General features: G+C 69.1%; 22 protein-coding genes. 12 read left to right on the top strand and 10 right to left on the bottom strand.

The window, feature by feature from the left end; translation table 11 throughout:
- The 3 genes from MMB92_RS32355 to MMB92_RS32345 form a co-directional block, all read right to left on the bottom strand.
- On the bottom strand, window positions 1-231 hold a 231-nt coding region (locus tag MMB92_RS32355), incomplete at its 3' end, for an NAD(P)-binding domain-containing protein (RefSeq protein WP_277563186.1).
- A gap of 23 nt (window positions 232-254) precedes the next feature.
- On the bottom strand, window positions 255-1,781 hold the full coding sequence (locus MMB92_RS32350) for a CoA-acylating methylmalonate-semialdehyde dehydrogenase (RefSeq protein WP_058902948.1): 1,527 nt from the start codon (window positions 1,779-1,781) through the stop codon (window positions 255-257).
- Between the two features lie 114 nt (window positions 1,782-1,895).
- Complete coding sequence (locus tag MMB92_RS32345; RefSeq protein WP_006485292.1) at window positions 1,896-3,215, bottom strand: MFS transporter; 1,320 nt, start codon at window positions 3,213-3,215, stop codon at window positions 1,896-1,898.
- Window positions 3,216-3,370: 155 nt separating this feature from the next.
- On the opposite strand from MMB92_RS32345, the gene MMB92_RS32340 reads away from it, so the two are divergent.
- Entirely contained in the window at window positions 3,371-4,330 is a 960-nt protein-coding gene (locus MMB92_RS32340) for a LysR family transcriptional regulator (protein WP_012493251.1), read from the top strand.
- Between the two features lie 93 nt (window positions 4,331-4,423).
- Complete coding sequence (locus MMB92_RS32335) at window positions 4,424-5,215, top strand: hypothetical protein (protein ID WP_012493252.1); 792 nt, start codon at window positions 4,424-4,426, stop codon at window positions 5,213-5,215.
- A 230-nt stretch (window positions 5,216-5,445) separates the two neighbouring features.
- Here MMB92_RS32335 and MMB92_RS32330 read toward each other — a convergent pair whose 3' ends face one another.
- On the bottom strand, window positions 5,446-6,168 hold the full coding sequence (locus tag MMB92_RS32330; RefSeq protein WP_080323732.1) for a haloacid dehalogenase type II: 723 nt from the start codon (window positions 6,166-6,168) through the stop codon (window positions 5,446-5,448).
- 196 nt (window positions 6,169-6,364) lie between these two features.
- Window positions 6,365-7,003: a hydrolase gene (locus MMB92_RS32325; protein WP_006483761.1), complete on the bottom strand. Its 639-nt coding sequence runs from the start codon at window positions 7,001-7,003 to the stop codon at window positions 6,365-6,367.
- Between the two features lie 298 nt (window positions 7,004-7,301).
- Between MMB92_RS32325 and MMB92_RS32320 the strand changes: the two genes are divergently transcribed.
- On the top strand, window positions 7,302-8,195 hold the full coding sequence (locus MMB92_RS32320; RefSeq protein ID WP_006483763.1) for a LysR substrate-binding domain-containing protein: 894 nt from the start codon (window positions 7,302-7,304) through the stop codon (window positions 8,193-8,195).
- A 49-nt stretch (window positions 8,196-8,244) separates the two neighbouring features.
- Here the strand turns inward: MMB92_RS32320 and MMB92_RS32315 are convergent, their stop codons facing one another.
- Complete coding sequence (locus MMB92_RS32315) at window positions 8,245-10,089, bottom strand: sulfatase-like hydrolase/transferase (RefSeq protein WP_277563185.1); 1,845 nt, start codon at window positions 10,087-10,089, stop codon at window positions 8,245-8,247.
- Window positions 10,090-10,222: 133 nt separating this feature from the next.
- Here MMB92_RS32315 and MMB92_RS32310 point away from each other — a divergent pair, with 133 nt between their 5' ends.
- A complete protein-coding gene (locus tag MMB92_RS32310; protein ID WP_080331202.1) occupies window positions 10,223-11,272 on the top strand; it encodes a LysR substrate-binding domain-containing protein in 1,050 nt (349 codons plus the stop codon).
- Window positions 11,273-11,567: 295 nt separating this feature from the next.
- A complete protein-coding gene (locus MMB92_RS32305) occupies window positions 11,568-13,814 on the top strand; it encodes an EAL domain-containing protein (protein WP_124632865.1) in 2,247 nt (748 codons plus the stop codon).
- Window positions 13,815-13,861: 47 nt separating this feature from the next.
- Here MMB92_RS32305 and MMB92_RS32300 read toward each other — a convergent pair whose 3' ends face one another.
- The gene (locus MMB92_RS32300) at window positions 13,862-14,923 is read right to left on the bottom strand and encodes a diguanylate cyclase (protein ID WP_012493253.1); all 1,062 of its coding nucleotides are present in this window, start codon (window positions 14,921-14,923) and stop codon (window positions 13,862-13,864) included.
- Window positions 14,924-14,990: 67 nt separating this feature from the next.
- Entirely contained in the window at window positions 14,991-15,995 is a 1,005-nt protein-coding gene (locus MMB92_RS32295) for a chemotaxis response regulator protein-glutamate methylesterase (RefSeq protein WP_006495190.1), read from the bottom strand.
- Window positions 15,996-16,308: 313 nt separating this feature from the next.
- On the opposite strand from MMB92_RS32295, the gene MMB92_RS32290 reads away from it, so the two are divergent.
- A complete protein-coding gene (locus MMB92_RS32290; RefSeq protein ID WP_043204843.1) occupies window positions 16,309-16,737 on the top strand; it encodes a hypothetical protein in 429 nt (142 codons plus the stop codon).
- Window positions 16,738-16,785: 48 nt separating this feature from the next.
- Here the strand turns inward: MMB92_RS32290 and MMB92_RS32285 are convergent, their stop codons facing one another.
- On the bottom strand, window positions 16,786-17,010 hold the full coding sequence (locus MMB92_RS32285) for a hypothetical protein (protein WP_006491315.1): 225 nt from the start codon (window positions 17,008-17,010) through the stop codon (window positions 16,786-16,788).
- Window positions 17,011-17,285: 275 nt separating this feature from the next.
- Here MMB92_RS32285 and MMB92_RS32280 point away from each other — a divergent pair, with 275 nt between their 5' ends.
- From MMB92_RS32280 to MMB92_RS32265, 4 genes are all read left to right on the top strand, one after another.
- Window positions 17,286-17,975: a DUF969 domain-containing protein gene (locus MMB92_RS32280; RefSeq protein ID WP_006491314.1), complete on the top strand. Its 690-nt coding sequence runs from the start codon at window positions 17,286-17,288 to the stop codon at window positions 17,973-17,975.
- On the top strand, window positions 17,972-18,922 hold the full coding sequence (locus tag MMB92_RS32275; protein ID WP_006491307.1) for a DUF979 domain-containing protein: 951 nt from the start codon (window positions 17,972-17,974) through the stop codon (window positions 18,920-18,922). The genes MMB92_RS32280 and MMB92_RS32275 overlap by 4 nt, the downstream gene beginning before the upstream one ends.
- A gap of 21 nt (window positions 18,923-18,943) precedes the next feature.
- Complete coding sequence (locus MMB92_RS32270) at window positions 18,944-19,966, top strand: DUF2891 domain-containing protein (RefSeq protein WP_277563184.1); 1,023 nt, start codon at window positions 18,944-18,946, stop codon at window positions 19,964-19,966.
- Window positions 19,967-20,082: 116 nt separating this feature from the next.
- Window positions 20,083-20,406 carry a hypothetical protein gene (locus MMB92_RS32265; RefSeq protein ID WP_006495187.1) on the top strand — a complete coding sequence of 108 codons (324 nt, stop codon included), beginning with the start codon at window positions 20,083-20,085 and terminating at the stop codon, window positions 20,404-20,406.
- A gap of 39 nt (window positions 20,407-20,445) precedes the next feature.
- Here the strand turns inward: MMB92_RS32265 and MMB92_RS32260 are convergent, their stop codons facing one another.
- Window positions 20,446-21,270 (bottom strand): IclR family transcriptional regulator, encoded by an 825-nt coding sequence (locus MMB92_RS32260; RefSeq protein WP_006495186.1) that lies wholly within the window; start codon window positions 21,268-21,270, stop codon window positions 20,446-20,448.
- A 187-nt stretch (window positions 21,271-21,457) separates the two neighbouring features.
- On the opposite strand from MMB92_RS32260, the gene MMB92_RS32255 reads away from it, so the two are divergent.
- Both MMB92_RS32255 and MMB92_RS32250 read left to right on the top strand, forming a co-directional pair.
- Window positions 21,458-23,113 carry a choline dehydrogenase gene (locus MMB92_RS32255; RefSeq protein ID WP_006491311.1) on the top strand — a complete coding sequence of 552 codons (1,656 nt, stop codon included), beginning with the start codon at window positions 21,458-21,460 and terminating at the stop codon, window positions 23,111-23,113.
- Window positions 23,114-23,232: 119 nt separating this feature from the next.
- Window positions 23,233-24,537: an MFS transporter gene (locus MMB92_RS32250; protein WP_077190724.1), complete on the top strand. Its 1,305-nt coding sequence runs from the start codon at window positions 23,233-23,235 to the stop codon at window positions 24,535-24,537.
- Window positions 24,538-24,650 lie beyond the last annotated feature (113 nt).

Genomic DNA, 24,650 nt, shown 5'->3' with positions numbered 1-24,650 from the left:
GTCGCCGAGGTAGACGGCGCGCACGTGCTGCGCGGCCGGCAGCATCGTGATCACGACCGCGCCGCGCGCCGCCGCTTCGCGCGGCGAGCCGGCCGCCGTCGCGCCGGCGCGCACCGCGGCGTCGACCGCGTGCGCGTCGAGGTCGAACACCGTCAGCGCGTGGCCGGCCTTGAGCAGGTTGGCGGCCATCGGGCCGCCCATGTTGCCGAGTCCGATGAATGCGATTTCCATGTGCAGGCTCCTCGTGCTCGGCATCAGCGCAGCGCGATCGTCGTGTTCACGCCGCCGGCCGTCGCGTCGTCGTCGAACCAGCGCGCGGTGACCGTCTTGGTCTGCGTGTAGAACTGCACGACCTGCTTGCCGTACGGGCCGAGATCGCCGAGCTTCGAGCCGCGCGAACCGGTGAAACTGAAGTAGGGCACCGGCACCGGAATCGGGATGTTGATGCCGACCTGGCCGATGTCGATCTCGCTCTGGAACTTGCGCGCGGCCGCGCCGCTCTGCGTGAACAGGCCCACGCCGTTGCCCATCGGGTTGCGGTTGACGAGCGCGATCGCGTCGTCGAGCGTGTCGGCTTCCAGCACGACCACCACCGGCCCGAAGATTTCTTCCTGGTAGATCGACATGTCGGTCGTCACGCCGGAGAAGATCGTCGGGCCGACGAAGTTGCCGTGCTCGTAGCCGGGCACCTTCACGTCGCGGCCGTCGAGCAGCAGCGTCGCGCCTTCCTTCACGCCGGCGTCGATCAGCGACAGGATGCGCGCCTTCGCCGCCTTCGACACGACCGGGCCGACGTCGGTGCCGGCTTCCGCGCCCGCATTGACCTTCAACGCCTTCGCCTTTTCGACGAGATCGGGCAGCCAGTCGCGCGCCTGGCCGACCAGCACGACGACCGACGTCGCCATGCAGCGCTGGCCGGCCGCGCCGAAGCCCGCGCCGACGAGTGCGTTGATCGACTGCTCGCGATGCGCATCGGGCAGCACGACCGCGTGGTTCTTCGCGCCCATCATCGACTGCACGCGCTTGCCGTGCTGGCTGCCGAGGTTGTACACGTGCGTGCCGACGCGCGTCGAGCCGACGAACGAGATCGCCTTGATGTCCGGGTGCGTGCACAGGCGGTCGACCACCGTCTTGCCGCCGTGCACAACGTTCAGCACGCCTGGCGGCACGCCGGCCTCGATCGCGAGTTCGACGAGCTGCATCGTCGACAGCGGGTCCTGCTCGGACGGCTTCAGCACGAACGTGTTGCCGCACACGATCGCCATCGGGAACATCCACAGCGGAATCATCCCGGGGAAATTGAACGGCGTGATGCCCGCGCAGACGCCGATGGGCTGGCGCAGCGTGTAGGTATCGACGCCGCCCGCGACGTTCTCCGCGAATTCGCCTTGCTGCAGCGTGCCGATCGAGCACGCGTGCTCGACCACCTCGAGGCCGCGGAAGATGTCGCCCTGCGCGTCGGGCAGCGTCTTGCCTTGCTCGGCCGTCAGCGTGTGCGCGATGCGTTCGAGATTGCGGCGCACGAGATCCTGGAACTTCAGCATGATGCGCAGCCGCGCGCCGATCGGCGTCGTCTTCCAGGTCTGGAACGCGCGCTGCGCGGAGGCGATCGCGGCATCGACCTCGTCGAGCGTCGCGTACGGCACGCGGCCGATGACTTCCTGCGTCGCGGGGTTGACGATGTCGCCCCATTCGGCGCTGCGCGAATCGACGAACGCGCCGTCGATCAGCAGCTTGGCGGTGGGCAGGGCGAGGGTGGTCTGGGGAACTGCGGCGTTCATGGAACTCTCTCCGGGAAACGGTGGTGCGAAGCAAAAGGGTGGCCTGCGTCCGCCGCGCGTGCGGCGACGGCGGACGGCAGGTCGAACTGAAATCGAATGAAGGCGGGCGGTGCGCTACGCGCGCGCCGGTCGCATCAACGCGGTGCACATGAGCGCGAACACGCCGAAGCCGACGAGGTACGCGATCACGTAGTGCGGCTGGCCGCCGCCGGCCTTGAGCAGCGACGTCGCGATCATCGGCGCGAAGCCGCCGCCAATCACGCCGGCAAGCTGCACGGACAGCGAGATGCCGCTGTAGCGGATTTCCGCCGGGAACTGCTGCGCGAACAGCAGCGATTCCGGCGCATAGAGGATCGGGAACACGACGCCGAGGCCGAGCACGATCGCCCACCATGCGGTCGACGTCTGCTGCGTGCCGAGCATCATGAAGAACGGCGCGGCGAACGCGCACATCAGCACGAGGCCGATCGCGAACATCCGGCGCTGGCCGATGCGGTCGCTCAGATGCCCGCACAGCGGCATCGTGACGAGCGACAGCGCCGCGCCGGCCGTGATCGCGTGCAGCATCTCGGCCTTCGGCAGATGCAGTTGCTGCGTCGCGTAAGCGAGCGCGAACGTGACGACCATGTAGAACCAGGTGTTCTCGGCGGCGCGCGCGCCGACGATCGTCAGCACCTCGCGCGGATGGCGGCGCAGCGCGGCCGTCACCGGCGATTTCTCGGCCTTGCCCTGCTTGCGGACCTTCTCGAAGTCGGGCGATTCCGGCACCTTCGCGCGGATGAACCAGCCGAGGCCGACGAGCGCGATGCTCGCGAGGAACGGCACGCGCCAGCCCCACGACAGCATGTCGGCTTCCGGCAGCGCGGCCACCGCGGCCATCGCCACCGACGACAGGATCAACCCGAGCCCGACGCCCGTCTGCGGCAGGCTGCCGAACAGCCCCTTGCGGCCCTTCGGCGCGTGCTCGACGGCCATCAGCACCGCGCCGCCCCATTCGCCGCCCACCGCCATGCCCTGCAGGAAACGCATCGCGATCAAGAGCGCGGCGGCCCAGTAGCCGATGCTGTCGTACGACGGGATCAGCCCGATGATCATGCTCGGCACGCCCATCAGCAGCAGCGTGATCATCAGCATCGACTTGCGCCCGATGCGGTCGCCGAAGTGGCCGAACACGATGCCGCCCATCGGCCGCCCGATGAAGCCGACCGCGAACGTGCCGAATGCGGCGAGCGTGCCGACGACCGGGTCCAGCGACGGGAAGAAGATGCGGTTGAACACGAGCGCGGCGGCCGTGCCGTAGAGGAAGAAGTCGTACCACTCGATCGTGGTGCCGGCCATGCTGGCCCAGCCGGCCAGCAGGTAGTGCTTCGCGGTGCGCTCGGGCGCCGGCGTCGCGATGGTCGCATGCTCATCGAGGGTGGATCGCGTTTGCATGGTGTCTCCGTGGTGGTGCCGCGGTTCATGGTCCGCAGGTCACGGTCGAGTATAGTTATGCGCAGATTCATGATGTACCGATAAAGAAACCGGTTGGATGTGCATTTATGCATATCGACGGCCGGCCCGGAGACGCCCGCCTTTTTCCTTCGCCGATGCGACATGCCACCGAGCCGGTTTCCGGCAACCTGAACTGGGACGACCTGCGCTTTTTCCTCGAGGTTGCGCGCACGCAGCGCGCGAGCGGCGCCGCGAAGCGGCTCGGCGTCGACTACACGACCGTCGCACGGCGCATCCGCGCGCTCGAGGCCGCGATGGGCACGCTGCTGTTCGACAAGTCGCGCTCCGGCGGCTTCACGCTGACGGCGGAAGGGCAGCGGCTCGTCGCGTATGCGGATGCGATGGAGACGACCGTGCAGTCCGCGTGCGACCAGGTCGCGAACACCGGCGAGGCGCTGTCGGGCCACGTGCGGATCGGGTCGACCGAAGGGTTCGGCTGCTTTTTCCTCGCGCCGCAGCTCGCGCGGTTCCGCGCCGCGCATCCGCACGTGACGGTCGACCTGCTGCCGGTGCCGCACTTCGTCAACCTGCCGAAACGCGAGGCCGATCTCGCGATCACGCTCGAGCGGCCCGAACGCGGGCCTTACGTGGTCACGAAGTTGTGCGACTACCAGTTGCGGCTCTATGCGACCCGCGACTATCTGGCGAACCATGCGCCGATCACCTGTACGGACGATCTCGCGCAGCACGCGTTCATCAGCTACGTCGACGATCTCGCGTTCAGCAACGAACTGCTGTACCTCGACCGCGCGGTGCCCGGCGCGACGGCCGGCTTGCGCACGACTAGCGTGATCGCGCAGGTTTTCGCGGCGCTGCAGGGCGGCGGCCTGGCGATCCTGCCGTGTTTCATGGCGGCCACGCAGCCGGCGCTGGTGCCGGTGCTGCCGAACGACGTGGTCGTCACGCGGTGTTTCTGGCTGACGTGCCGCGAGGATCTGCGCAAGCTGCGGCGCGTGACCGCGCTGTGGGATTACCTGCGCGCGGCGGCCGATGCGAACCGCGCGTTGCTGTCGGGAGAATCGGGGACGCTGCGATTCGTCGGCGAGCAGGAATAGCGGTCGACGGGGATGTCGCGACGGCGACGCGACGATCGATCTGGATGACAAAACGGCCGGCGGCGCCTCGACCGGCTATCGGGGGAAAGGCAGATGGCTTTGACGCATGCGGGCAAGGTTTTCGTGGTGTGCGTGGTGGTATTCGGCGTGGTCGCTTACTGGCTCGCGTCGCGCATGGTGCGCCGCCAGACGGGCGGCAAGCGCGGCTCGGGCGGCGCGGTCGCGTTCTGGTGGCTCGTGTGTTTTTGCCTGGTGTCGCTGTTGTTCCCGTTCGCGTACTGGATCGGCGACGAGCTCTACGTGCTGACGGTGTCGCCGACATACGAAGCGACCGTCGTGTCCTACCGGTCCGAATGGGACACCTGCGAGCGCCGCGACAGTTCGGGGCGAACCTCGTCGTACCGGTGCATCAAGTACACGTCGATTCTGGAAGCCGTGATGCCGGATGGCGAACGCATCACGCTACCGGGCAACATTCGCTCGGGCGCCGTGCCCGATCTCGGCGAGAAGGTCGATGTCGTGTTGCCGCCGGGCGCGCAACAGTTGCACGAGCGCAGCGTGCGCAGTATCGGCCTGCTGGCGGGCGGCGCGGTGGTGGTCGCGATCATCGGCTATTTCGTCTACCTGATCGCGGCGTACGGGGCCGGGAAGAAGATCGACGGCGCGGCCCGCTTCGGCATGGCGGCAGTGCTGAACGGGCTCGTGCCGCTCGGTGCGCTGCTGATGGAAATGGCATTCCTGAGCGTGCCGTACCGCTACTGGGCGCACGGGAATCCGCAGCAATGGCCGGTGTGGGTGCTCGCGCTGAGCATGCTGTTCGCGCTGGCGCTGCTGCCCTTGTTGCTCGTCTATGCGCGCACCGCGTGGCGGGCGGTGGTGAAGTAGCGGAGGCGCGGCACGCCTGTGCCATCATGTCCGCACCGACAGCCGCGAGGAGACGGTCGTGGAAATTCGTTCGCGGTGGACGTTCGATTGCCGGCCCGAGCACGTGTGGCCGCATTTCCTGCATGCGCGGATGGACGACACGCGGCCGCTGCTGTTTCGCCTCGATGCGCCGTTCCGCCGGCGCCGCCTCGCGGCCCGTCGTGCGCTGCGACGCGCACCGACCCCGGCCTTCAACCCGGGCAACCGAGCCGATCCGCGAGCTCGTTCAGATCCCTGACGTCGAAATCCCACGCATCGTCGGCTCGCAGGTCGGTCGTCTGGCCGGGCCCGTGCTCGGTCGGCCGCAGCACGAACGCGGTCGACAGCCCGAGCCCGCGCGCGGCGGCAAGATCGCCGTTGTGCGCGGCCACCAGGCACAGCTCGGCCGGTGCGAGGCCGAGAATCTCGACCGCTTCGGTATAGACCGCCGGCGACGGCTTGTACGCGCGGGCAACCTCGGCGCCGAGAATCGCGTCCCACGGCAGCCCGCCGTGTTTCGCGACGTCGACCATCAGCCGGATGTTGCCGTTCGACAGCGGCGCGATGATGTAGCGCTGCTTCAGCCGGTGCAGCCCGGCAACGGCATCGGGCCACGGATCGAGCCGGTGCCAGGCGAGATTGAGCGCGTCGATGTCGGCATCGGGCACGTCGTCGATCCCGAGGCGGTCGAGCGTGCGCACGAGGTTCTCGCGATGCAGCACGTCGAGCCGCACGTAGCGGCGGCGCCCGCTGCGGATTTCTTCCATCGACGGCGAATACTCGGCGCGCCACGCATCGGCGAACGCGAAGGGATCGAGCGTCGGCGCGTGGCGGTCCAGGAAGGCGGCGGCACCGCGTGCGACACCGCTTCTCCAGTCGACGATCGTTCCGAAGACATCGAAAACGAGCGCCTTGATTTCGGTAGGGTTCGTCATGGTGATCCAGTGAAGGTCGTTCGATGAGGGTTCACATCGCCGTGCCGCCGGATGGCGCGGCGCCGGTTCGATCGACATTGAATCACGGATACGACAACGCGGCCCGGAAGGCCGCGGTGCGGGGCTCGCGCGCCGGTCGCACGGGGGCCGGCGCGCGGCGGCCGGACGGCACCGGCCGCCGTGCGCGCCGGGCCGGTCAGCTCTTGTCGTACGAGAACTGGATGCCGGCCGTGCCGCCGGTTTCGATGAACAGGTTCATGAACGCGGGCACGGTGGCGCTGCGCGCCCAGTCGCGCTGCAATTCGCAGAACAGCTGCGCGACGCTGATCATCTGGCCGCCGGCCTGCTCGATGCGGCGCAGCGCGGCTTCGTGCGCGGCGACCGACGTGCCGCCGACCGCGTCGACGACCACGTACACCTCGTAGCCGGCCTTCAGCGCGTCGAGCGCCGGGAACGTCAGGCACGCTTCGGTCCACAGCGCGGTCATGATCAGCTTCTTGCGGCCGGTCGCCTCGACGGCCTGACGGAACTCGACGTCCTCCCACGAGTTGATGCTCGTGCGGTCGTAGGTCGGATAGCCTTCGAGCGCCGCGCGCAGTTGCGGGATCGGCGGCTTGTTCAGCCCGGTCTTCACGTTGACGGTCGAGTGGACGATCGGGAGGTCGTACGCAACCGCCGCCTTCGATGCGCCGACGATGTTGTTGATCAGCAGTTGGCGATCCATCGACGCGATCGAGTTCACCTGGACCGGCTGGTAATCGATGACGATGAACGCGGCGTTCTGCGGGGTGAGCAGGTGGTCGTTCGCGGGGTCGCGAATCGGTTCGCTTGCCATGGTTGCCTCCAGAGACAGAGCAGGAAGTGAGGGAAATCCCGAGGGTCCGGGTCGGCGGCCGCGGTGTCGGGACACTCGCCGCGGCTGCACGCTCGCGCCGTCGCAAACGTCCGACGCCGGTTGCACGGCAGGCGCTTGCTCCAAGCTTAGTGAATCGTGCGGACGAGCGAGGCAGCCGGCTGAAAAAATCCCGCTTGCCTCGACGACACCGATCCACGTCGAAACACGATGCTAAGCGTGCAATAACGGGTGTTCCAGTCCCTTAAAATGCCGTCAGTGTTCTATGGGTGGAACAATCATGGATGACCTGAACGACCTCTACTATTTCGTGAAGGTGGTCGAACACGGCGGCTTCACGCAGGCCGGGCGCGCGCTGGACGTGCCGAAATCGACGCTGAGCCGGCGCATCGCGGCGCTGGAAGCGCAGTACGACGTGCGGCTGCTGCAGCGCACGACGCGCCATTTCACGGTCACGGAAACCGGGCGCGAATTCTACGAGCGCTGTCTCGCCGTGCTGGTCGAAGCCGACGCCGCGCGCGAGGTGATCGAGCGCCGGCACGCGGAGCCGCGCGGCATCGTGCGCGTGAGCTGCCCGACCGCCTTGCTCGAATACCGCGTGAGCGCACTCGTTGCCCGTTTCATGGCGATTCATCCGCAGGTGCACGTGCACCTCGAGGCGACGAATCGCCGCGTCGACCTGTTGAGCGAAGGCTTCGACCTGGCGCTGCGCGTGCGCTTCCCGCCGCTGGAGGACAGCGATCTCGTGATGCGTGTGCTGGCCGACAGCCCGCAGCGGCTGGTGGCGGCGCCGCACTGGCTGGACGGGCGCGCCGCACCGTCGGACCCGGCCGGGCTGATCGGCGCGCCGAGCCTCGACTGGGGGCCGGCGCGGCATCACGTCTGGCAACTGGTCGGGCCGAACGGCGAGCACGCGCAGTTGCGCCATCACCCGCGCTTCGTGACCGACGACATGCACGCGTTGCGCGATGCGGCGATTCATGGCGTCGGCATCGTGCAACTGCCGTGCATGGTCGTCGAGGACGACCTGCGCGATGGCACGCTGATCGACGTGCTGCCCGGCTGGGCGCCGAAGGGCGGCGTGGTGCACGCGGTGTTTCCGTCGCGGCGCGGGTTGCTGCCGCGCGTGCGGCTGCTGATCGACTTCCTGGCCGAGCACATCCGGAAGGATTGACGGGCGGCGCGCGGCGCGGCGCCGCCCGCGCTCCCGTGCGTTCAGGTGGTCAGTGCCACTTGCGGATCTGCACCTGGACCTTCCCGTCGCGGATCGGCATCACGTCCGGGCTGTCGTCGCCGACCTCGCTGTCGATCAGGTCGTTCAGGCGGCCGTTCATCGCGAGCAGCAGCTCGCCGTGCCGCTTGCGGTCGATCGCGAGATTGCGCATCTCGCCCGGGTCGCTCGCGACGTCGAACAGCTCGACGTCGTTGCGCGCGAACAGCGCGTCGAGCGTCGTGGGCCGGTTGAATTCGAGCGGCGAGAAATAGCGCGTGAAGCGGTAGCGGCCGTCGAACACGCTGCGGATCGTGCCGCGCAACCGGAAATCCGGCTGCTGCGCGAGCGCGCGGCGCAGCAGTTCGTCCTCCGGCACGCCTTTCTGCCGCAGCGTGCCGAGTTCCTTCAGCATCCATTCGCTGTCGTAGTACAGCAGCATCGCGTAGTTGAACAGCGTCGCGTCGCGCGCCGCGTGCCGTTGCGCGTCCGCCGGTTTCGCGAGCCAGCGCGTGAGGTCGTGCCCCTTCAGCGCGCTGCCGCGGATCGTCGCGAGCCGCGCATCGTCGAGGCCGGTGAGTCCGAGCAGCGTCGGCGCGATGTCGATGTGCGACGTCAGCGCATCGCACTGCATGCCGCCCGGATACGCGGGATGGCGGATCACGAGCGGCACGTGATTCTGCGGCTGGTAGGCCGCCGCGCCCTTGCCGACGAGCTGGTGCGCGCCGACGTGGTCGCCGTGGTCGGCCGTCATCACGACGATCGTGCGTTCGTCGAGGCCGAGCGATTGCAGCGTCTGCAGCAGGCGTACGACGTGCGTGTCGCAATCGCGGATGCAGTTGAAGTAGTTGTCCTGATAGAGGCGTACGCGTTCGTCGGTGAACGGGTAGCGTCCGACGAGATTCGCATGCGCGGCGTTGAACATGCCGTGCGCGGGCGGCCGCCCGGGCTCGTCGTACGGCTGCCGCCGGGACGCGGCGAGCGGCACGTCGCGCCATGACGTGCGATACAGCGCATCGTTCGGCGGCGGCGCGTTGCCGAGCATCGGGTGGTTGGCGTCCTGCACCGTCGAGCCGTGCGTGTCGGTGTTCACGAACATCGCGTCGTGCGGGTTCACGAGATTCACCGCGAGGAACCACGGCTTGCCGTCCTGCGCGAGGCGCGGCGCATGGTTGCGCATCCAGCTCACCGCGGCCTCCGCCGTGAGCCCGTCGTACTGGTAGCCGCCGCGAACCATGCCGATCAGGTCGCCCACGCCGAAATAGTCGTCGAAGCCGTACGCGCGGATCGTGCGGTTGTAGTCGGCCACGGGCGCCGTGTACGGGCTCGCGGTTTCGTGCATCGACGCGCTCAGGTGCCACTTGCCGAGATACGCGGCGTAGTAGCCGGCGTCGCGCAGCATGTGGCCGACCGTGCGAATGTCCGGCGACATGTCCTTTTGCCAGGGCAGGCCCGCGTTGTCGAGCACGCCGGTGTGCTGGATGTGCTGGCCCGTGTAGACCGTCGAACGCGACGGCGAGCACACGCATGCGGCGATCTGGTGGTGCATGAAGGTGATGCCGTCGCGGCGCAGCGCTTCGCGGCCGGGCACGGGGAACGGCCAGCGGTCGAAATGGCGTTCCTGGTCGGTCAGGATGAACAGGATGTTGTAGCCGGCGGGCGGCGCGGCAGGCGCGGTGGTGGCGCCGCGCAAGGCCGGCGCCGGATCGACGGCGGCGACCGTTCCGGTGCCGGCAGCCGGGTTCGTGGCCAGCGCATCGGCGCCGAAGCCGGCCGACGCGACGGCCGCACCGGCCAGCTTGAGGAACTGGCGTCGCGCGGTGGGTTCGGTGGCGGGGGTGTCCTGATCGTCTTTCACGTCGGCTGTCTCCTGTCATGCCGGCTCGTGCCGGGGGTTTTCATGCCGACGACTATGCGGCAGGATCGCGTATCGATCGATGAAAGATCAGGGTCGATCGATAACCTGCCGAACATGAATGACGGAGACGCCCGTGACCCTCGACCCCCACGGCTCGGCCGGCCGCACGCGACCGGACCTGCTCGCGCCGCCCGGCGCGCCGGCCCACGAGCGGCGCATCGCGCAGGCGCTGCGCCGGCTGCGCGTGCGCGACATGGAAACGCTCGACACGCTCGGCCGCACGCGCAGCTTCGCGCGCACGTCCGAGGCCGCGTCGATCACGCAGCCGGCGCTGTCGAAGTGGCTGCGCGAGCTCGAAGAGTCGCTCGGGCTGCCGCTGTTCGAGCGTACGTCGCGGCGGGTCGCGCCGACGGCGTACGGCGATGCGCTGCTCGAATGCATCGGCCGCGTGCTGACCGACATGCGCGGCGTCGCGCCCGCGTTCGACGCGTTGCGCACCGGCGCAGGCCGCCCGGTGTCGATCGGCCTGCTGCCGAACATGGCGCCGCAACTGATTCCGGGCGCGCTCGCGTGGCTGCGGGAAGCCGGCCGCCCCGTGCAGCTCAACGTGCGGGAAGACACGCTCGACCGGATGCTCGCGCAGGCGCAGCGCCACGAGCTCGACCTGCTCGTGTGCCGGCTCGACGCGTCGGCGTTGAGCGCGGGGCTCGCCGTCGCGCCGCTGTACCGCGACGACATGATCGTCGTGTGCGGGCCGCGCCATCCGTTGCTCGGGCGCGCACGGATCGGCTGGCGCGACGCGGCCGCGTTTCCGTGGATCGCGCCGCCGTCGGGTTCGCCCGCGCGCACGGCGCTCGACGCCGAGTTCGCTAAGGCGGGCCTGGCGCCGCCGGCCGTGCTGATGGAGTCGGTGTCGTGGCAGACCAATCTCGCGGTCGCCGGCCAGTCGCCGTGCCTGTTCGTGCAATCGGCCCGCGCGTTCGACCTCGCCGCGCGGGCCGGCGAGCGCGTCGGCCGGCTGCCGCTGAAGCTGTCGACGATGCCGGAGACGGTCGGCGCGCTGTATGCGGCGCCCGCGAGCGCATCGGTCGCCGCCGCGATCGACGCGCTGAAGGCGGTGACGGGCGCGCATCCCGGCGCGGACGACCGGCCGGCAGCGGGGCAGGGTGCGGACACATTCTGACGGATCGTTGTCGGAGAAGGCGCGCGCGGCCTTCGTGCGCTGCAGCAACCGGTCGGCGAACCGGTCGCCGCCGGTGCGAGCCGCGCGGCAACCGAGCGTATCCCCTGATGCAAGCAGGCACGCCGGCTGTCACGGATTGGTGTTAAATACATTTCGGCGCGCCCTGGCTCGGCGCGCAAACGGGGCGCACCGGGCATCGGCGTAAACCCGGGGCGGGACAGGGCACGAAAAGGCACGAAATATCGATAACGAATCGGGCGCATCAGACCCGGTCGGACAGACGGCAGGATTCATCTTGAATACCGAACCGCAAAGTTCTCGCTACAGCATCGGGCTCGCCGCGGAAGTGCTCGCATCCGAGCAGAGCGTACTGAGACTGATCACGCGCAACACGCCGCTGCCGGAACTGTTGGTCGAAGTTTGCCGGCGTGCCGAGACTTTGCTCGGCGACGGCGCGTCGTGCACGATCCTGCTGCTCGATACGGACGGCGTGCACGTGCGCGTCGGCGCGGCGCCGTCGCTGCCCGCGCAGTACAGCGCGGCGATCGACGGCGCGACGATCGGGCCCGCGGCCGGCTCGTGCGGCACCGCGATGTACGAGCGCCGGATGGTCGCCGTCGAGGACATCGAAACCGATCCGCTGTGGGCCGACTACCGCGCCATCGCGTTGCCGCTGGGCCTGCGCGCGTGCTGGTCGGTGCCGTTCCTCGACGATGCGGGCATCGTGCTCGGCGCATTCGCCGTCTATCACCACTGGCCGTGCCGGCCGAGCGACGACGAAACCGCGCTGTTGCGCGATATCGGCAACAGCGTCGGACTCGCGGTGCACCAGGACCGGATCGCGCGACAGCTCGCGCACAGCGAGGAGCATCACCGGCTCGTCGTCAACAGCCTGAGCGAGGGCATCCTCGTCATATCGCGCGAGGGCGTCGTGATCGCGAGCAATCCGAGCGCGAACCGGATGATGCGCGTGAAGGGCGAACTCGTCGGCCGCCGGCTGTCGACGGTGATCCTGCGCAAGCTGCGCGAGGACGGCACGCCGATCGAGCCGCGCGACTGGCCGAGCCGGCGTGCGCTCGAGACGGCCACGCCGATGCTCGACTACACGGTCGGCTTCGGTCTCGCGGACGGCGACATCATCTGGGTGCGCGGCAACGCGGTGCCGATCGTGCGGCCGGGCGAGACGCGGGCCGACTCGGTGCTCGTGTCGTTCAACGACATCGGCCCCGTGCGCGAAGCACAGCAGCAGCTGCGCTACATGGCGACCCGCGATGCGCTGACGGGCCTCTACAACCGCCGCTGGCTCGGCGATCGCATGCGCGAGCTGTTCGGCGTGCACGATGCGGCGACCGGGCCCGCGCGCGTCGCGATCCTGTTCATCGATCTGGTCGGCTTCAAGAAGGTCAACGACACGGCCGGCCACGACGCGGGCGATGCGCTGCTGCGCAGCGTCGCGGCGCGGCTCTCGGCCTGCGCGGGCCGCTACGCGCTCACGCGGGTCGGCGGCGACGAGTTCGTGATTCTCGTCGACGACTGCGACGATCCCGAGCGTCTCGCGGTGCTCGCCCGCGAGGTCATCGACGCGATCGCGAAGCCGTTCGCGATCGCGAACAACGAATACTGGCTCGGCGTATCGATCGGCATCAGCGTCGCGCCGCGCGACGGCGACGATGCCGTGACGCTGATGCGCAACGCCGATTCGGCGATGTACGACGCGAAGCAGCGCGGCCGCAACCACTTCACGTTCTTCACCGCGCAGCTCAACCTGCGGCTGCAGCGCCGCTTCGCGATCGAGCAGTCGCTGCGGCGCGCACTCGCGTCGGACATGCTGCGGCTCGCGTATCAGCCCGTCGTCGATGCGCGCAGCGGCCGCACGGTCGGCGCCGAGGCGCTGCTGCGCTGGACGAGCCCCGAGCTCGGGCCGATGTCGCCGGCCGAGTTCATTCCGGTCGCGGAAGACACGGGGCTGATCGTCGCGATCGGCCAGTGGGTGCTCGAAACCGCGTGCCGGCAGGCGGCCGAGTGGCGCCGCACGATCGCGCCGGACCTGATGCTGGCCGTCAACCTGTCGCCGCGGCAGTTTCACGAAGGGCTCGTCGAATCGGTCGGCCGCTGTCTCGCGCAAACGCGGCTCGACCCGTCCGCGCTCGAACTGGAAATCACCGAAGGCGTGCTGATGAACGACACGGACACAGTGCTGCCGATGCTCGAAGCGCTCACGGACATGAACGTGCGGATTTCGGTCGACGATTTCGGCACCGGCTATTCGTCGCTCGCGTACCTGAAGCGCTTTCCGCTGCACAACCTGAAGGTCGACCGCTCGTTCGTGTCGGGCGTGCCCGATCATCACGACTCGGTCGCGATCACGCAGGCGGTCGTCGCGATGGCGCATTCGCTCGGGATGAAGGTCACGGCCGAAGGCGTCGAGACGCAGGCGCAGTCGTGGTTCCTGCAGCAGATCGGCTGCGACATGCAGCAGGGCTATCTGTTCAGCCGCCCGCTGGAGGCGAGCGACTACGCGCGCCGGCTCGGCGCGGCCTGAGCGCGGCGCGCGCGCCGGTCGTACCCGTTGGTGTGCGTCAGTACGCGTCAGTGCGCGTCGAACCCGCCGCTGCCCGGCGGCGTCGACGACCGATCGATCTCGACCCGGTTCTTGCCTTCGTGCTTCGCGCGATAGAGCGCGCGGTCGGCCGCCTCGATCAGCAGGGTCGTCGGCAGGCCGGGCGCGGGCACGATGCTCGCGCCGCCGATGCTGATCGTCACGGTGTGGTTGCCGGTCGACGAATGCGCGTGCCGCAGCCGCAGCGCCTCGACCGCGAGCCGGATCTTCTCGCCGAGCAGCCGCGCGGCGCCCGGCGACGTGGCCGGCATCACGACCGCGAATTCCTCGCCGCCGAAGCGCGCCGCGAGATCGCCCGACTGCCCGAGGCAGCGCTCGATCGTCGACGCGATCTGCTTGAGCACGCTGTCGCCCGACACGTGACCGTACGTGTCGTTGTACAGCTTGAAGTTGTCGACGTCGATCATCAGCAGCGACAGCTCGCTGCGCTCGCGCGTGCCGCGCCGCCACTCGGCGGCCAGGTATTCGTCGAGATAGCGCCGGTTCGACAGTCCGGTCAGGCCGTCGGAATGCGTGAGGCGCCGCAGTTCGAGATTGGCCTCGAGCAGTTGCTGCTGCGACTGCCGCAGCGCGCGATAGGCTTCGTCGCGCTGCAGCAGGTTCAGGTACGAGCGCGAGTGGTAGCGGATGCGCGCGACGAGCTCGATGCGATCGGGCAGCTTGACCAGGTAGTCGTTCGCGCCGGACGCGAACGCGGCGCTCTTGATCACCGGTTCCTCCTGCGTCGACAGCACGATGATCGGCACGTCGCGCGTCGCCGGATTCGCGCGGTACGCCTTGACGAGGCTCAGCCCGTCGGTGCCCGGCATCACGAGGTCCTGCAGGATCACGGTCGGGCGCGTCTCGATCGCGGTGGCCATCGCGTCGTCCGAGCGCGGGCAGTAGTGGAAGTCGATGCCTTCCTCGTCGACGAGCGCGCGCCGCACGGCTTCCGCGACGATCGTCTGGTCGTCGACCAGCAGCACCATCGCCGGCACGTCGGCGGGCGACGCGGTCGGGCCGCCGGGCGGGCGAGTCAGGTCAATCGTCATGGTCGATGCGGGTTGTTGCGGTCGTTGCAAGGGCGGGCATGGGTGTTGCGGACGGTCATCGTCGGGCTCAGATCCGTGCGAGCGCCGCCAGTTCGCCCGCGATGCGCCCGAGCGGCAGGATCGCACGCGCCGCGCCGAGCGTCGCGGCCGCCTTCGGCATCCCGTATACCGCGCTGGTCGCCTCGTCCTGCGCGATCGTATGGTAGCCCTTCATCCGCAGCGCCTTCAGGCCGATCGCGCCGTCGCGGCCCATCCCCGTCAGCAGCACGCCGATCACGCGGCCGGGCCAGTGCTCGGTCAGGCTGTTGAAGAACACGTCGACCGACGGACGATACGGCGTGGCGGCCGGCTCCCGCGTGTATTCGAGCGTGCCGGCGCGCGTGATGCGCAGGTGATCGTCGGTCGCGGCGAGCAGCGCGACGCCCGGCTGCGGTCGATCGCCTTCGCGGGCGACGCGCACGGCGAGCCGGGTCTGGCCGTCGAGCCATTGCGCCATGCCTTCGGCGAACGCGCGATCGACGTGCTGCACGATCACGATCGGCGCATTGAAATCGGCGGGCAGGCTACCGAGGATCGACGCGAGCGCGCCGGGGCCGCCGGCCGATGCGCCGATCGCGACCAGCGGGCCGCCGCCGTTGCGCGCGGCCGTGCCGGCGATGCGCGGGCCGCCCGGCGCGTCGAGCAGGCGGCCGATCTGGTCGATCTTCGCGAGCAGCAGCTTCGTCGTGTCGCCGGCCGCGCCGTCGCCGAGCCGCGGCGTGTCGACCGCGTCGAGCGCGCCGGCGCCCATCGCCTCGAACACGCGCCACGCGTTCGCGCCGATGCAGCTCGTCACGATCAGGATCGCGCATGGTCGTTCGGAGCGCATGATCCGCCGCGTCGCTTCGATCCCGTCGAATTTCGGCATGATCAGGTCCATCAGCACGATGTCGGGCGGCTGCGCGGCGCACAGTTCGACGGCCTGCGCGCCGTCGGTCGCGACCCACAGCACGCGGTGCTCGGGCCGTCGCGCGATCGCGCGGCGCATCGCCTCGACGGCAAGCGGGAGGTCGTTGACGATGCCGATGTTCACAAGCGGAATTCTCCGGTCGGTTCGTAGTGTTGGAGGTGGGCCGGGTTCATGGAAGGGCGTAGCCTGTTCGGCGCTGCCGGGCGGCATCGGCGGCCGGACGGCGCGGCATTCTTTTCGGTTGGCGACGCCCGAATGCTGTCATGCGGCGCGAGCGGCGGCAATCGAAAAATGTGCGCATGATGCCGTTTCAGTGCGTTTCCTCTATGGCCGTGCGGCATTGCCCGCAAGCGGGCCGGTCGATCCTGCCCGGACCGGCCGTGAAAGTCCGCATGTTACCGTGTCGGCATCGACAAAAAAGAAAGGAGGGAGCCGGATGACCGCGCCCCATACCGTACTCGTCCGCCGCGACCCGCATGCGCCGATCGTGATCGAGCAGGACGGCCGTTTGCTGTACCGGATCTACATCGAGAGCGGACACGCGTCGTTCTACCGCGATTTTCCGGTCGAACCCGATGCGGTGCGCGTGCTGCGCGACGATGCCGAGCGCTACTACTTCCTGTTCGCGGCGCTTCACCATCCGTACCAGTTGAGCGCGACAAACCTCTCCGACGCGGAACGCGCGCGTTATTTCGGCACGATCCTGTTTGCCGGCCGCGACGAGGTCGAAGCCTTCATGACGGAGCGCGATCGCGCCAGCCACGGCGCGGTGGCGAATCTGCTGCAAATCTTCACGCAGGCCGACTACCGGCAACTGCGCGAGGGCCGGTGGTTCGGCATGGGCGCGGGCACGCCGGCCGCGTAGCGGTCGCGACCGGGTCGCCGGCGGCACGCTGGACGCGCCGCCGCGTCGTCAATGGCTGCGCGCGTAGCCCTGGATCAGCGCGCGCATCATCCCTTCGACCGTCGCGTCGAGCAGGTCGTCTTCCTGCTCGGCTTCCTCGACGAGCGCGGCATAGGCGGTCGCGAGCGTCACGCGGTCGACTTCCTGGCGTTGCTCCATCAGCGTCACCATCCCGTCCTTCGCCAGATGGGCGGAGAACGCGCGGCTGCCGATGGTCTGGAATACGTCAATCATGGCGGCTCTCCCGTACGTTGCCGTTGCTTTTCAGTGTAGTCGGCGTCCCGGGCCCGCGCCACGCGCGCCGGCCGGCCCGCCCGATTCGTCCGATGAAATGTGGCCGACACACGGCGCGGGCACGGTGTCCGTCGGCTTCAACGTTTACCCGAACCGGCAAATTGTCGACTTTTTATCGATAAAGTCTCGTGTTAGATTTCGCCGTCCGAGCCCGATGCAAACCGGGCCGGCCGCGCGTGGCCGACGTGCCGCACGTCCAGACACAAGGAGGGGAAATGCTGGTGCTGATTGGAGTGCCGATCGTCGTGATCGGCTTCGCGCTGCGCTTCAATGCGCTGCTGGTGGTCACGATCGCGGGGCTCGCGACGGGGCTGGCGGGCGGGCTGAATCTCGTCGACATCGTCAGCGCGTTCGGCAAGGCGTTCACCGAGAACCGCTACATGGGGCTGATCTGGCTCACGCTGCCGGTGATCGCGCTGCTCGAGCGCAACGGGCTCAAGGAGCAGGCGAAGCGGATGATCTCGCGGGTGCAGGCGGCCACCACGGGCCGCGTGCTGATGCTGTACTTCGTGCTGCGCCAGGCGACGGCCGCGCTCGGCCTCACGTCGCTCGGCGGCCACGCGCAGATGGTGCGGCCGCTGATCGCGCCGATGGCCGAGGCCGCCGCGGTCAGCCGGCACGGCGAGCTGCCCGAGTCGGTGCGCCAGCAGATCCGCGCGCATGCGTCGGGCGCCGACAACGTCGCCGTGTTCTTCGGCGAGGACATCTTCATCGCGATCCAGTCGATCCTGCTGATCAAGGGCTTTCTCGAACAGAACGGCCTCTCCATCGAGCCGCTGCACCTGTCGGTGTGGGCGATCCCGACCGCGATCGCCGCGCTGCTGATCCATTGCACGCGCCTCGCGCTGCTCGACCGCCGGCTCGCGCGCGGCTTCGGCCTGGTGAAGCAGGAGGGCGCGCGATGATCGGCCTCGAATCGCTGTACACGCTCGCGGGGCTGATGTTCGCCGCGTTCGCGTATTTCAACCTGACGGACCGCACGAACCCGCGGCGCGTCGTCAATTTCGCGTTCTGGGCGATCTACGCGGTCACATTCCTGTTCGGCGCGCTGCTGCCGCATGTCGTGACGGGCTGCCTCGCGATCGCGCTCGCGGTGATCGCCGGCTCCGGCAAGCTGGGCCGCGGCCAGTCCGACGAGGCCGGCGAAGCGGCGGCCGTGCGGCGCGAGACGCTCGCGCAGCGCTTCGGCAACCGGCTGTTCCTGCCCGCGCTGCTGATTCCGGTCGTCACGCTGATCGGCACGTTCGCGTTGAAGAGCGTGCCGTTCGTCGAGTCGAAGAGCGTGACGCTGATCTCGCTCGTGCTCGGCACGATCGTCGCGTTCGTCGTCGCGCTCGCGATGCTGCGCGATTCGCCCGTGCATGCGCTGAAGGAAGCGCGCCACACGATGGATGCGGTCGGCTGGGCCGCGATCCTGCCGCAGATGCTCGCGGCGCTCGGCGCATTGTTCGCGGTGGCGGGTGTCGGCGGCGTGGTGTCGGGGCTCGTGAAGGAGTGGGTGCCGATCGATTCGCCGTTCGCGGTGGTCGCGGCCTATACGGTCGGCATGGCGCTCTTCACGATGATCATGGGCAACGGCTTCGCCGCGTTTCCGGTGATGACGGCCGGCATCGGCCTGCCGCTGATCGTCCACCAGTTCCACGGCAATCCGGCGATCATGGGCGCGATCGGGATGCTGAGCGGCTTCTGCGGTACGCTGATGACGCCGATGGCCGCGAACTTCAACATCGTGCCCGCGGCGCTGCTCGAACTGAAGGACAAGAACGGCGTGATCAAGGCGCAGTGGCCGACGGCCGTGCTGCTGCTGGCCGTGAACACGCTGCTGATGTACGCGTTCGTATTCCGCTTCTGATTCGATGGACGAGAGATGCTCATGACCGACCGACTCACCCCCGAACTCGCTTCGAAATTCGCGTCGCTCGCGCTCGCGCACCTGACCCGCGAATATCCGAACAAGCTCACGCATGCGCTCGAAGGGCCGCACGACGTGCAGGGCCCGCGCGCATTGCACCCGATCTTCTACGGCAGCTACGACTGGCATTCGTGCGTGCACGGCTACTGGCTCGTGCTGCGCGTGCTCGAACGCTACCCGGCATTGCCGGAGGCCGAGCGCATCGTCGCGATCGTCGACGCGCATTTCACCGACGCGAACGTCGCCGGCGAGCGCGCGTATCTCGCGCTGCCGCACAACAGCGGCTTCGAGCGGCCGTACGGCTGGGCGTGGCTGCTCGCGCTATCCGCGCAGCTCGAGCGGCTCGCGCTGAAGGGCGTGTTGCCGCAGGCCGCGCGCTGGGCGAAGACGATGGCGCCGCTGGCCGATCTGTTCGTGTCGCGCTTCGAGACATTTTTGCCGAAGGCGACTTATCCGCTGCGCGTCGGCACGCACTTCAACACCGCGTTCGCGCTGGCGCTCGCGCTCGATTTCGCGCGCGATACGCAGCGCGACGGGCTCGCGGCGCTGATCGTCGATACCGCGAAGCGCTGGCACCTGAACGACGTCGCGTGTCAGGCGTGGGAGCCGTCCGGCGACGAATTCCTGTCGCCCGCGCTGATGGAGGCCGAGCTGATGCGGCGCGTGCTGCCGGCCGCCGAATTCGACGACTGGTTCGCGCGCTTTTTGCCCGACCTCGCGCGCGGCGAGCCGGCGACGCTGTTCGAGCCGGCGACCGTCAGCGATCGCAGCGACGGCAAGATCGCACACCTCGACGGGCTGAACCTGAGCCGTGCATGGTGCCAGCGTTCGCTGGCCGGCGCGCTGCCGGAAGGCGATGCGCGGCGCGCGAAGCTGCTCGACGCGGCCGACCGGCATCTCGCGAGCGCGCTCGCGCACGTGGCCGGCGATTACATGGGCGAGCACTGGCTCGCGACGTTCGCGTTGCTCGCGCTGGACGCGTAGCGCGCGAAACCCCGCCGGCCGCAAGGTCTTCGGCCTGCGGCTATACTCGCCGCTCGGGCCGCTTCGCGCCGCATGCGCGGCGCGAAGCGCGCCATCCGCCAGTTCGCCGCCTCGCCATGGACAAGCTCATCTCTTATGTCGCCGCGATCCACGGGCTCGCCGGCCCGGTGCAGATCGTGTCGCACGCCACGTCGCACGACCGCTGGACCGACGACGACGTCGAGGTCACGCGCGACGAAACCGAATACCGTTTCGACAACGGCGCGATCGTGCGCCGCTCGGTCGAGCAGGACCGCGCGCCGTCCGACCTGCTGTGCGCCGAATGCTGGATCGACTACGACGTGCTGCGCCATCCCGATGCGCAGCCGATCAATCCGTCGCGGCTGACGTTCGACAACGCATGCCGCGAAACCTTCTGGCTGCGCTACCACCTCGCATGAGCGCGCGACCGCACGCAGGCACGAGCGCGCGCGGCCGCGTCAACCGGGCGACGCGCCTTCAGTCGCATGCAGCAGCGGCGCGAGCCGCGTGGCCGCGTCGCGCATCTTCTGCACGTTCTCCAGCAGATCGTTGAGCGTCGCGCGCGCGGTCGGTGCATGCACGGCGAGCGCCGCGAGCACGCGACCGCTCGCCGCATCCTTCACCGGCACCGCGACGGCCACCATTCCGCGTACGAATTCCTCGTTGTCGATGCCGACGCCGCGCGCGGCCAGCCGGTCGAGCTCGGCCGCGAGCAATTGCGCATCGGTCAGCGTCCGGTAGGTCATCTTCTGCAACGTGAGCCGCGCGAGCAGCGCGTTGCGCTCCAGCGCATTCATCTGCGACAGGAACAGCTTGCCGCTCGCCGTGCAATGCAGCGGCACGCGCATGCCGGGCCGCATCTCGAGCCGCAGCGGTTCGGTGGTCTCGACGCGTTCGACGTACAGCACCGTGTCGCCGTCGAGCGCGGTGAGGTTGCAGGTCTCGCCGAGCACGTCGACGAGCGTGCGCAGCACCGACCGGCAACCGCGCGTAAACGTGTTGTTCGACAGCGCCGCGAGCGCGAACTGCGCGGCGCGCGGGCCGAGCGCGATGCCGCGGTCGTGGCCGCGCGAGTCGGGCATGTGGATCACGTAGCCGCGCGTTTCGAGCGATTCGATCAGGCGCAGCAGCGTCGCCTTCGGGATGTGCAGCCGTGCGGCGAGCTGCGACAGCGTGTACGGCTGTCCGGCCGCGGCCAGCGCTTCGAGCACGGCGAGCGCGCGCAGCACGCGCGCATCGTCGGCGGGCGCGCCGTCGGGCGGCGCGGGGGCGGTGTCGCGCATGTGTCTCCTCCGTCGGGATCGGCGTGCGTCCCGGGATGGTGTGTGCGAGAGAAATGAAACGAATTGAACGGTTTTTGTACCACATTCGCGGCGTGGACAATAAATCGGCTTGTACGTGGTCCGTGTGCTCAATAAATTTGGACAAAACATACCGGATTTTTCGCATACCCCGGAACGGAGACACGGAATGACACGCAGCTTCGACTATGTCGTGGTCGGCGCAGGATCGGCCGGTTGCGTCCTCGCCAACCGGCTGTCCGACGGCGGCCGCCATACGGTGTGCCTGCTGGAGGCGGGCCCCGCCGACAACTACATGTGGATCCACGTGCCGATCGGTTATGGCAAGACGATGTTCCACCCGGTGTACAACTGGGGCTTTCATACCGATCCCGATCCGAACATGCACAACCGCCGCTTGTACTGGCCGCGCGGCCGCACGCTCGGCGGCTGCAGCTCGATCAACGGGCTGATCTACGTGCGCGGGCAGCAGCAGGACTACGACCACTGGGCCGCGCTCGGCAATCGCGGCTGGAGCTGGCGCGACTGTCTGCCGTATTTCCGGCGGCTCGAACACAACACGCTCGGCGAAGGCCCGACGCGCGGCACCGGCGGCCCGCTGTGGGCGTCGGCGATCCGGCAGCGGCACGAACTCGTCGACGCGTTCGTCGCCGCGTCGAACCGGCTCGGCGTGCGCACGGTCGACGACTTCAACACGGGCGACCAGGAGGGAGTCGGCTACTACCAGCTGACGACGCGCAACGGCCTGCGCTGCTCGACCGCGGTCGCGTACCTGAAGCCCGCGCGCGGACGGCCGAACCTGCACGTCGAGACCGACGCGCAGGCGCTGAAGGTGCTGTTCGACGGCGCGCAGGCGTCCGGCGTGCGCTACGTGCAGCACGGCAAGGTGCACGAGGTGCGCGCGCTGCGCGAGGTGATCCTCGCGGCCGGCGCGCTGCAGTCGCCGCAATTGCTGCAGGTGTCGGGCGTCGGGCCCGCCGCGCTGCTGGACCGGCACGGGATTGCGGTCGTGGCCGATCGGAAGGGCGTCGGCGAGAACCTGCAGGATCATCTGCAGGTACGGCTGATCTACGAGGTGACGAAGCCGATCACGACCAACGACGAGCTGCATTCGTGGGTCGGCCGTGCGAAGATGGGGCTGCAATGGGCGCTGTTCCGCGGCGGCCCGCTCGCGATCGGGATCAACCAGGGCGGGATGTTCTGCCGCGCGTTGCCGGACGAATCCGCGACGCCCGACATCCAGTTCCATTTCTCGACGCTGTCGGCCGACTCGGCGGGCGGCAGTGTGCATCCGTTTCCCGGCTGCACGTACTCGATCTGCCAGTTGCGGCCCGAATCGCGCGGGACCGTACGGATTCGGACCGACGATGCGCGCGACGCGCCGTCGATCCAGCCGAACTATCTCGACACCGAGCGCGACCGCCGCACGACGGTGGCCGGCGTGCGCTTCGCGCGCCGTGTCGCGGCCGCCGAGCCGATGGCGCCGCTGATGAAGCGTGAGGTGCGGCCCGGCGCGGACGCGCAGACGGACGACGAGCTGCTCGAGTTCTGCCGCGAGTACGGACAGACGATCTTCCATCCGTCCGGCACCGCGAAAATGGGCGTCGCGAGCGATCCGCTCGCGGTCGTCGACGAGCGGCTGCGCGTGTATGGCACGCGCGGCTTGCGCGTGGTCGACTGCTCGATCATGCCGACGCTCGTATCGGGCAATACCAACGTGCCGATCGTGATGGTCGCCGAGAAGGCGTCCGACATGATCCTGGAGGACGCGCGCGAGGCCGATCGCGGCCGCAGCGTCGCGCCGGCCGCCGAGGCGCTCGCGTAGCGCGCAGCGCCCGCGCGGCCCGTGCTCCTGCGCCCGGACGGCCGCCGCGCGCTCATCGATGCCCCCGCCGGCACGGCGTCGGGGCAGGTTGCGGCGCATCCTTACCTGGAGAAGCTCGCATGGCAATCGATTCCCGGGTCGTCCGACGCGTGGCCGCGGCCAGCGTGATCGGCGCGACCGTCGAGTGGTACGACTTTTTCCTGTACGGCGTGGTCGCCGGCATCGTGTTCGACAAGCAGTACTTTCCGTCCGGCGACGCGTTCGTGTCGACCATGCTCGCGTATGCGACGTTCGCGGTCGGCTTCGTCACGCGGCCGCTCGGCGGCTTGCTGTTCGGCCATCTCGGCGACCGCGTCGGGCGCAAGTCGGCGCTGATCCTGACGATGCTGATCATGGGCGTGTCGACGGCCGGCGTCGCGTTCCTGCCGACCTACGCGCAGATCGGCATGTGGGCGCCCGTGCTGCTGCTGACGCTGCGCGTGCTGCAGGGGATCGGCCTCGGCGGCGAGTGGGGCGGCGCGGTGCTGATGGCATACGAATACGCGCCGCCGCACCGGCGCGGACTGTATGCGAGCCTGCCGCAGATCGGTCTCGCGATCGGGCTGTGTCTCGCGGCCGGCGTCGTCGCCGGGCTGTCGCGCGCGCTGCCGGACGCCGCGTTCCTCGCATGGGGCTGGCGCGTCGCGTTCGCGGCGTCGCTGCTGCTCGTCGCGGTCGGCTTCTACATCCGCACGCGCGTGGCCGACACGCCCGAGTTCGTCGCGCTCAAGCGTCAGCGGCGCGACACGAAGCTGCCGGTGGTCGAGCTGCTCGGCAACTACCGGCAGGCGATCCTGCTCGGGATGGGCGCGCGCTATATCGACGGCGTGTTCTTCAACGTGTTCGCGGTGTTCTCGATCGGCTACATGACGCGTAACCTGTCGATCTCGCGCGGCGACGCGCTGCTCGGCGTGATGAGCGCGGCCGTCGTGATGTGCGGGTTCATCCCCGTGTTCGGCAGCCTGTCGGACCGGCTCGGCCGTGCGCGCGTGTACCGGTGGGGCGCGACGCTGTGCGGGCTGTCGGTGCTGCCCGCGTTCTGGCTGCTGCAGACGCAGTCGACGAACCTGCTCGCCGTGTGGCTCGCGCTGGTGATTCCGTTCGGGATCTTCTATGCGATGGCGTACGGGCCGGAGGCCGCGCTGTTCGCCGAGCTGTTCGACGCGAACGTGCGTTACACGGGCATTTCGTTCGTCTACCAGGTGTCGGGCATCTTCGCGAGCGGCCTCACGCCGATCGTCGCGACCGCGCTGCTGCGTGCGAACGGCGGCGCGCCGTGGCTCGTCGGGGTTTACGTGATGTTGTCTGCACTCCTGTCGATCGTGTCCGCGCGGGCGATCGAGAAGCGCGGCGGCATGGCCGGCGTCGCGGTACGCGCGACGTGACGCCCGCGCCGGGCGGGCGGCGGTGTGCGGGGTCGTATCGGCGCCGGGGCGCCGGCGGCCTCGCGTTCGCGCTTGCCGCGCGCCACCGGTCGCTCCGCGTTGCCGGCCGCCCG

The sequence above is a fragment of the Burkholderia sp. IO2 genome, from assembly GCF_029522185.1.
GTDB classification, from domain to species: Bacteria; Pseudomonadota; Gammaproteobacteria; order Burkholderiales; family Burkholderiaceae; genus Burkholderia; species Burkholderia cenocepacia.
The sequence above is the reverse complement of the archived record's forward strand: the minus strand, read 5'-3'. Positions and strand labels throughout refer to the sequence as shown.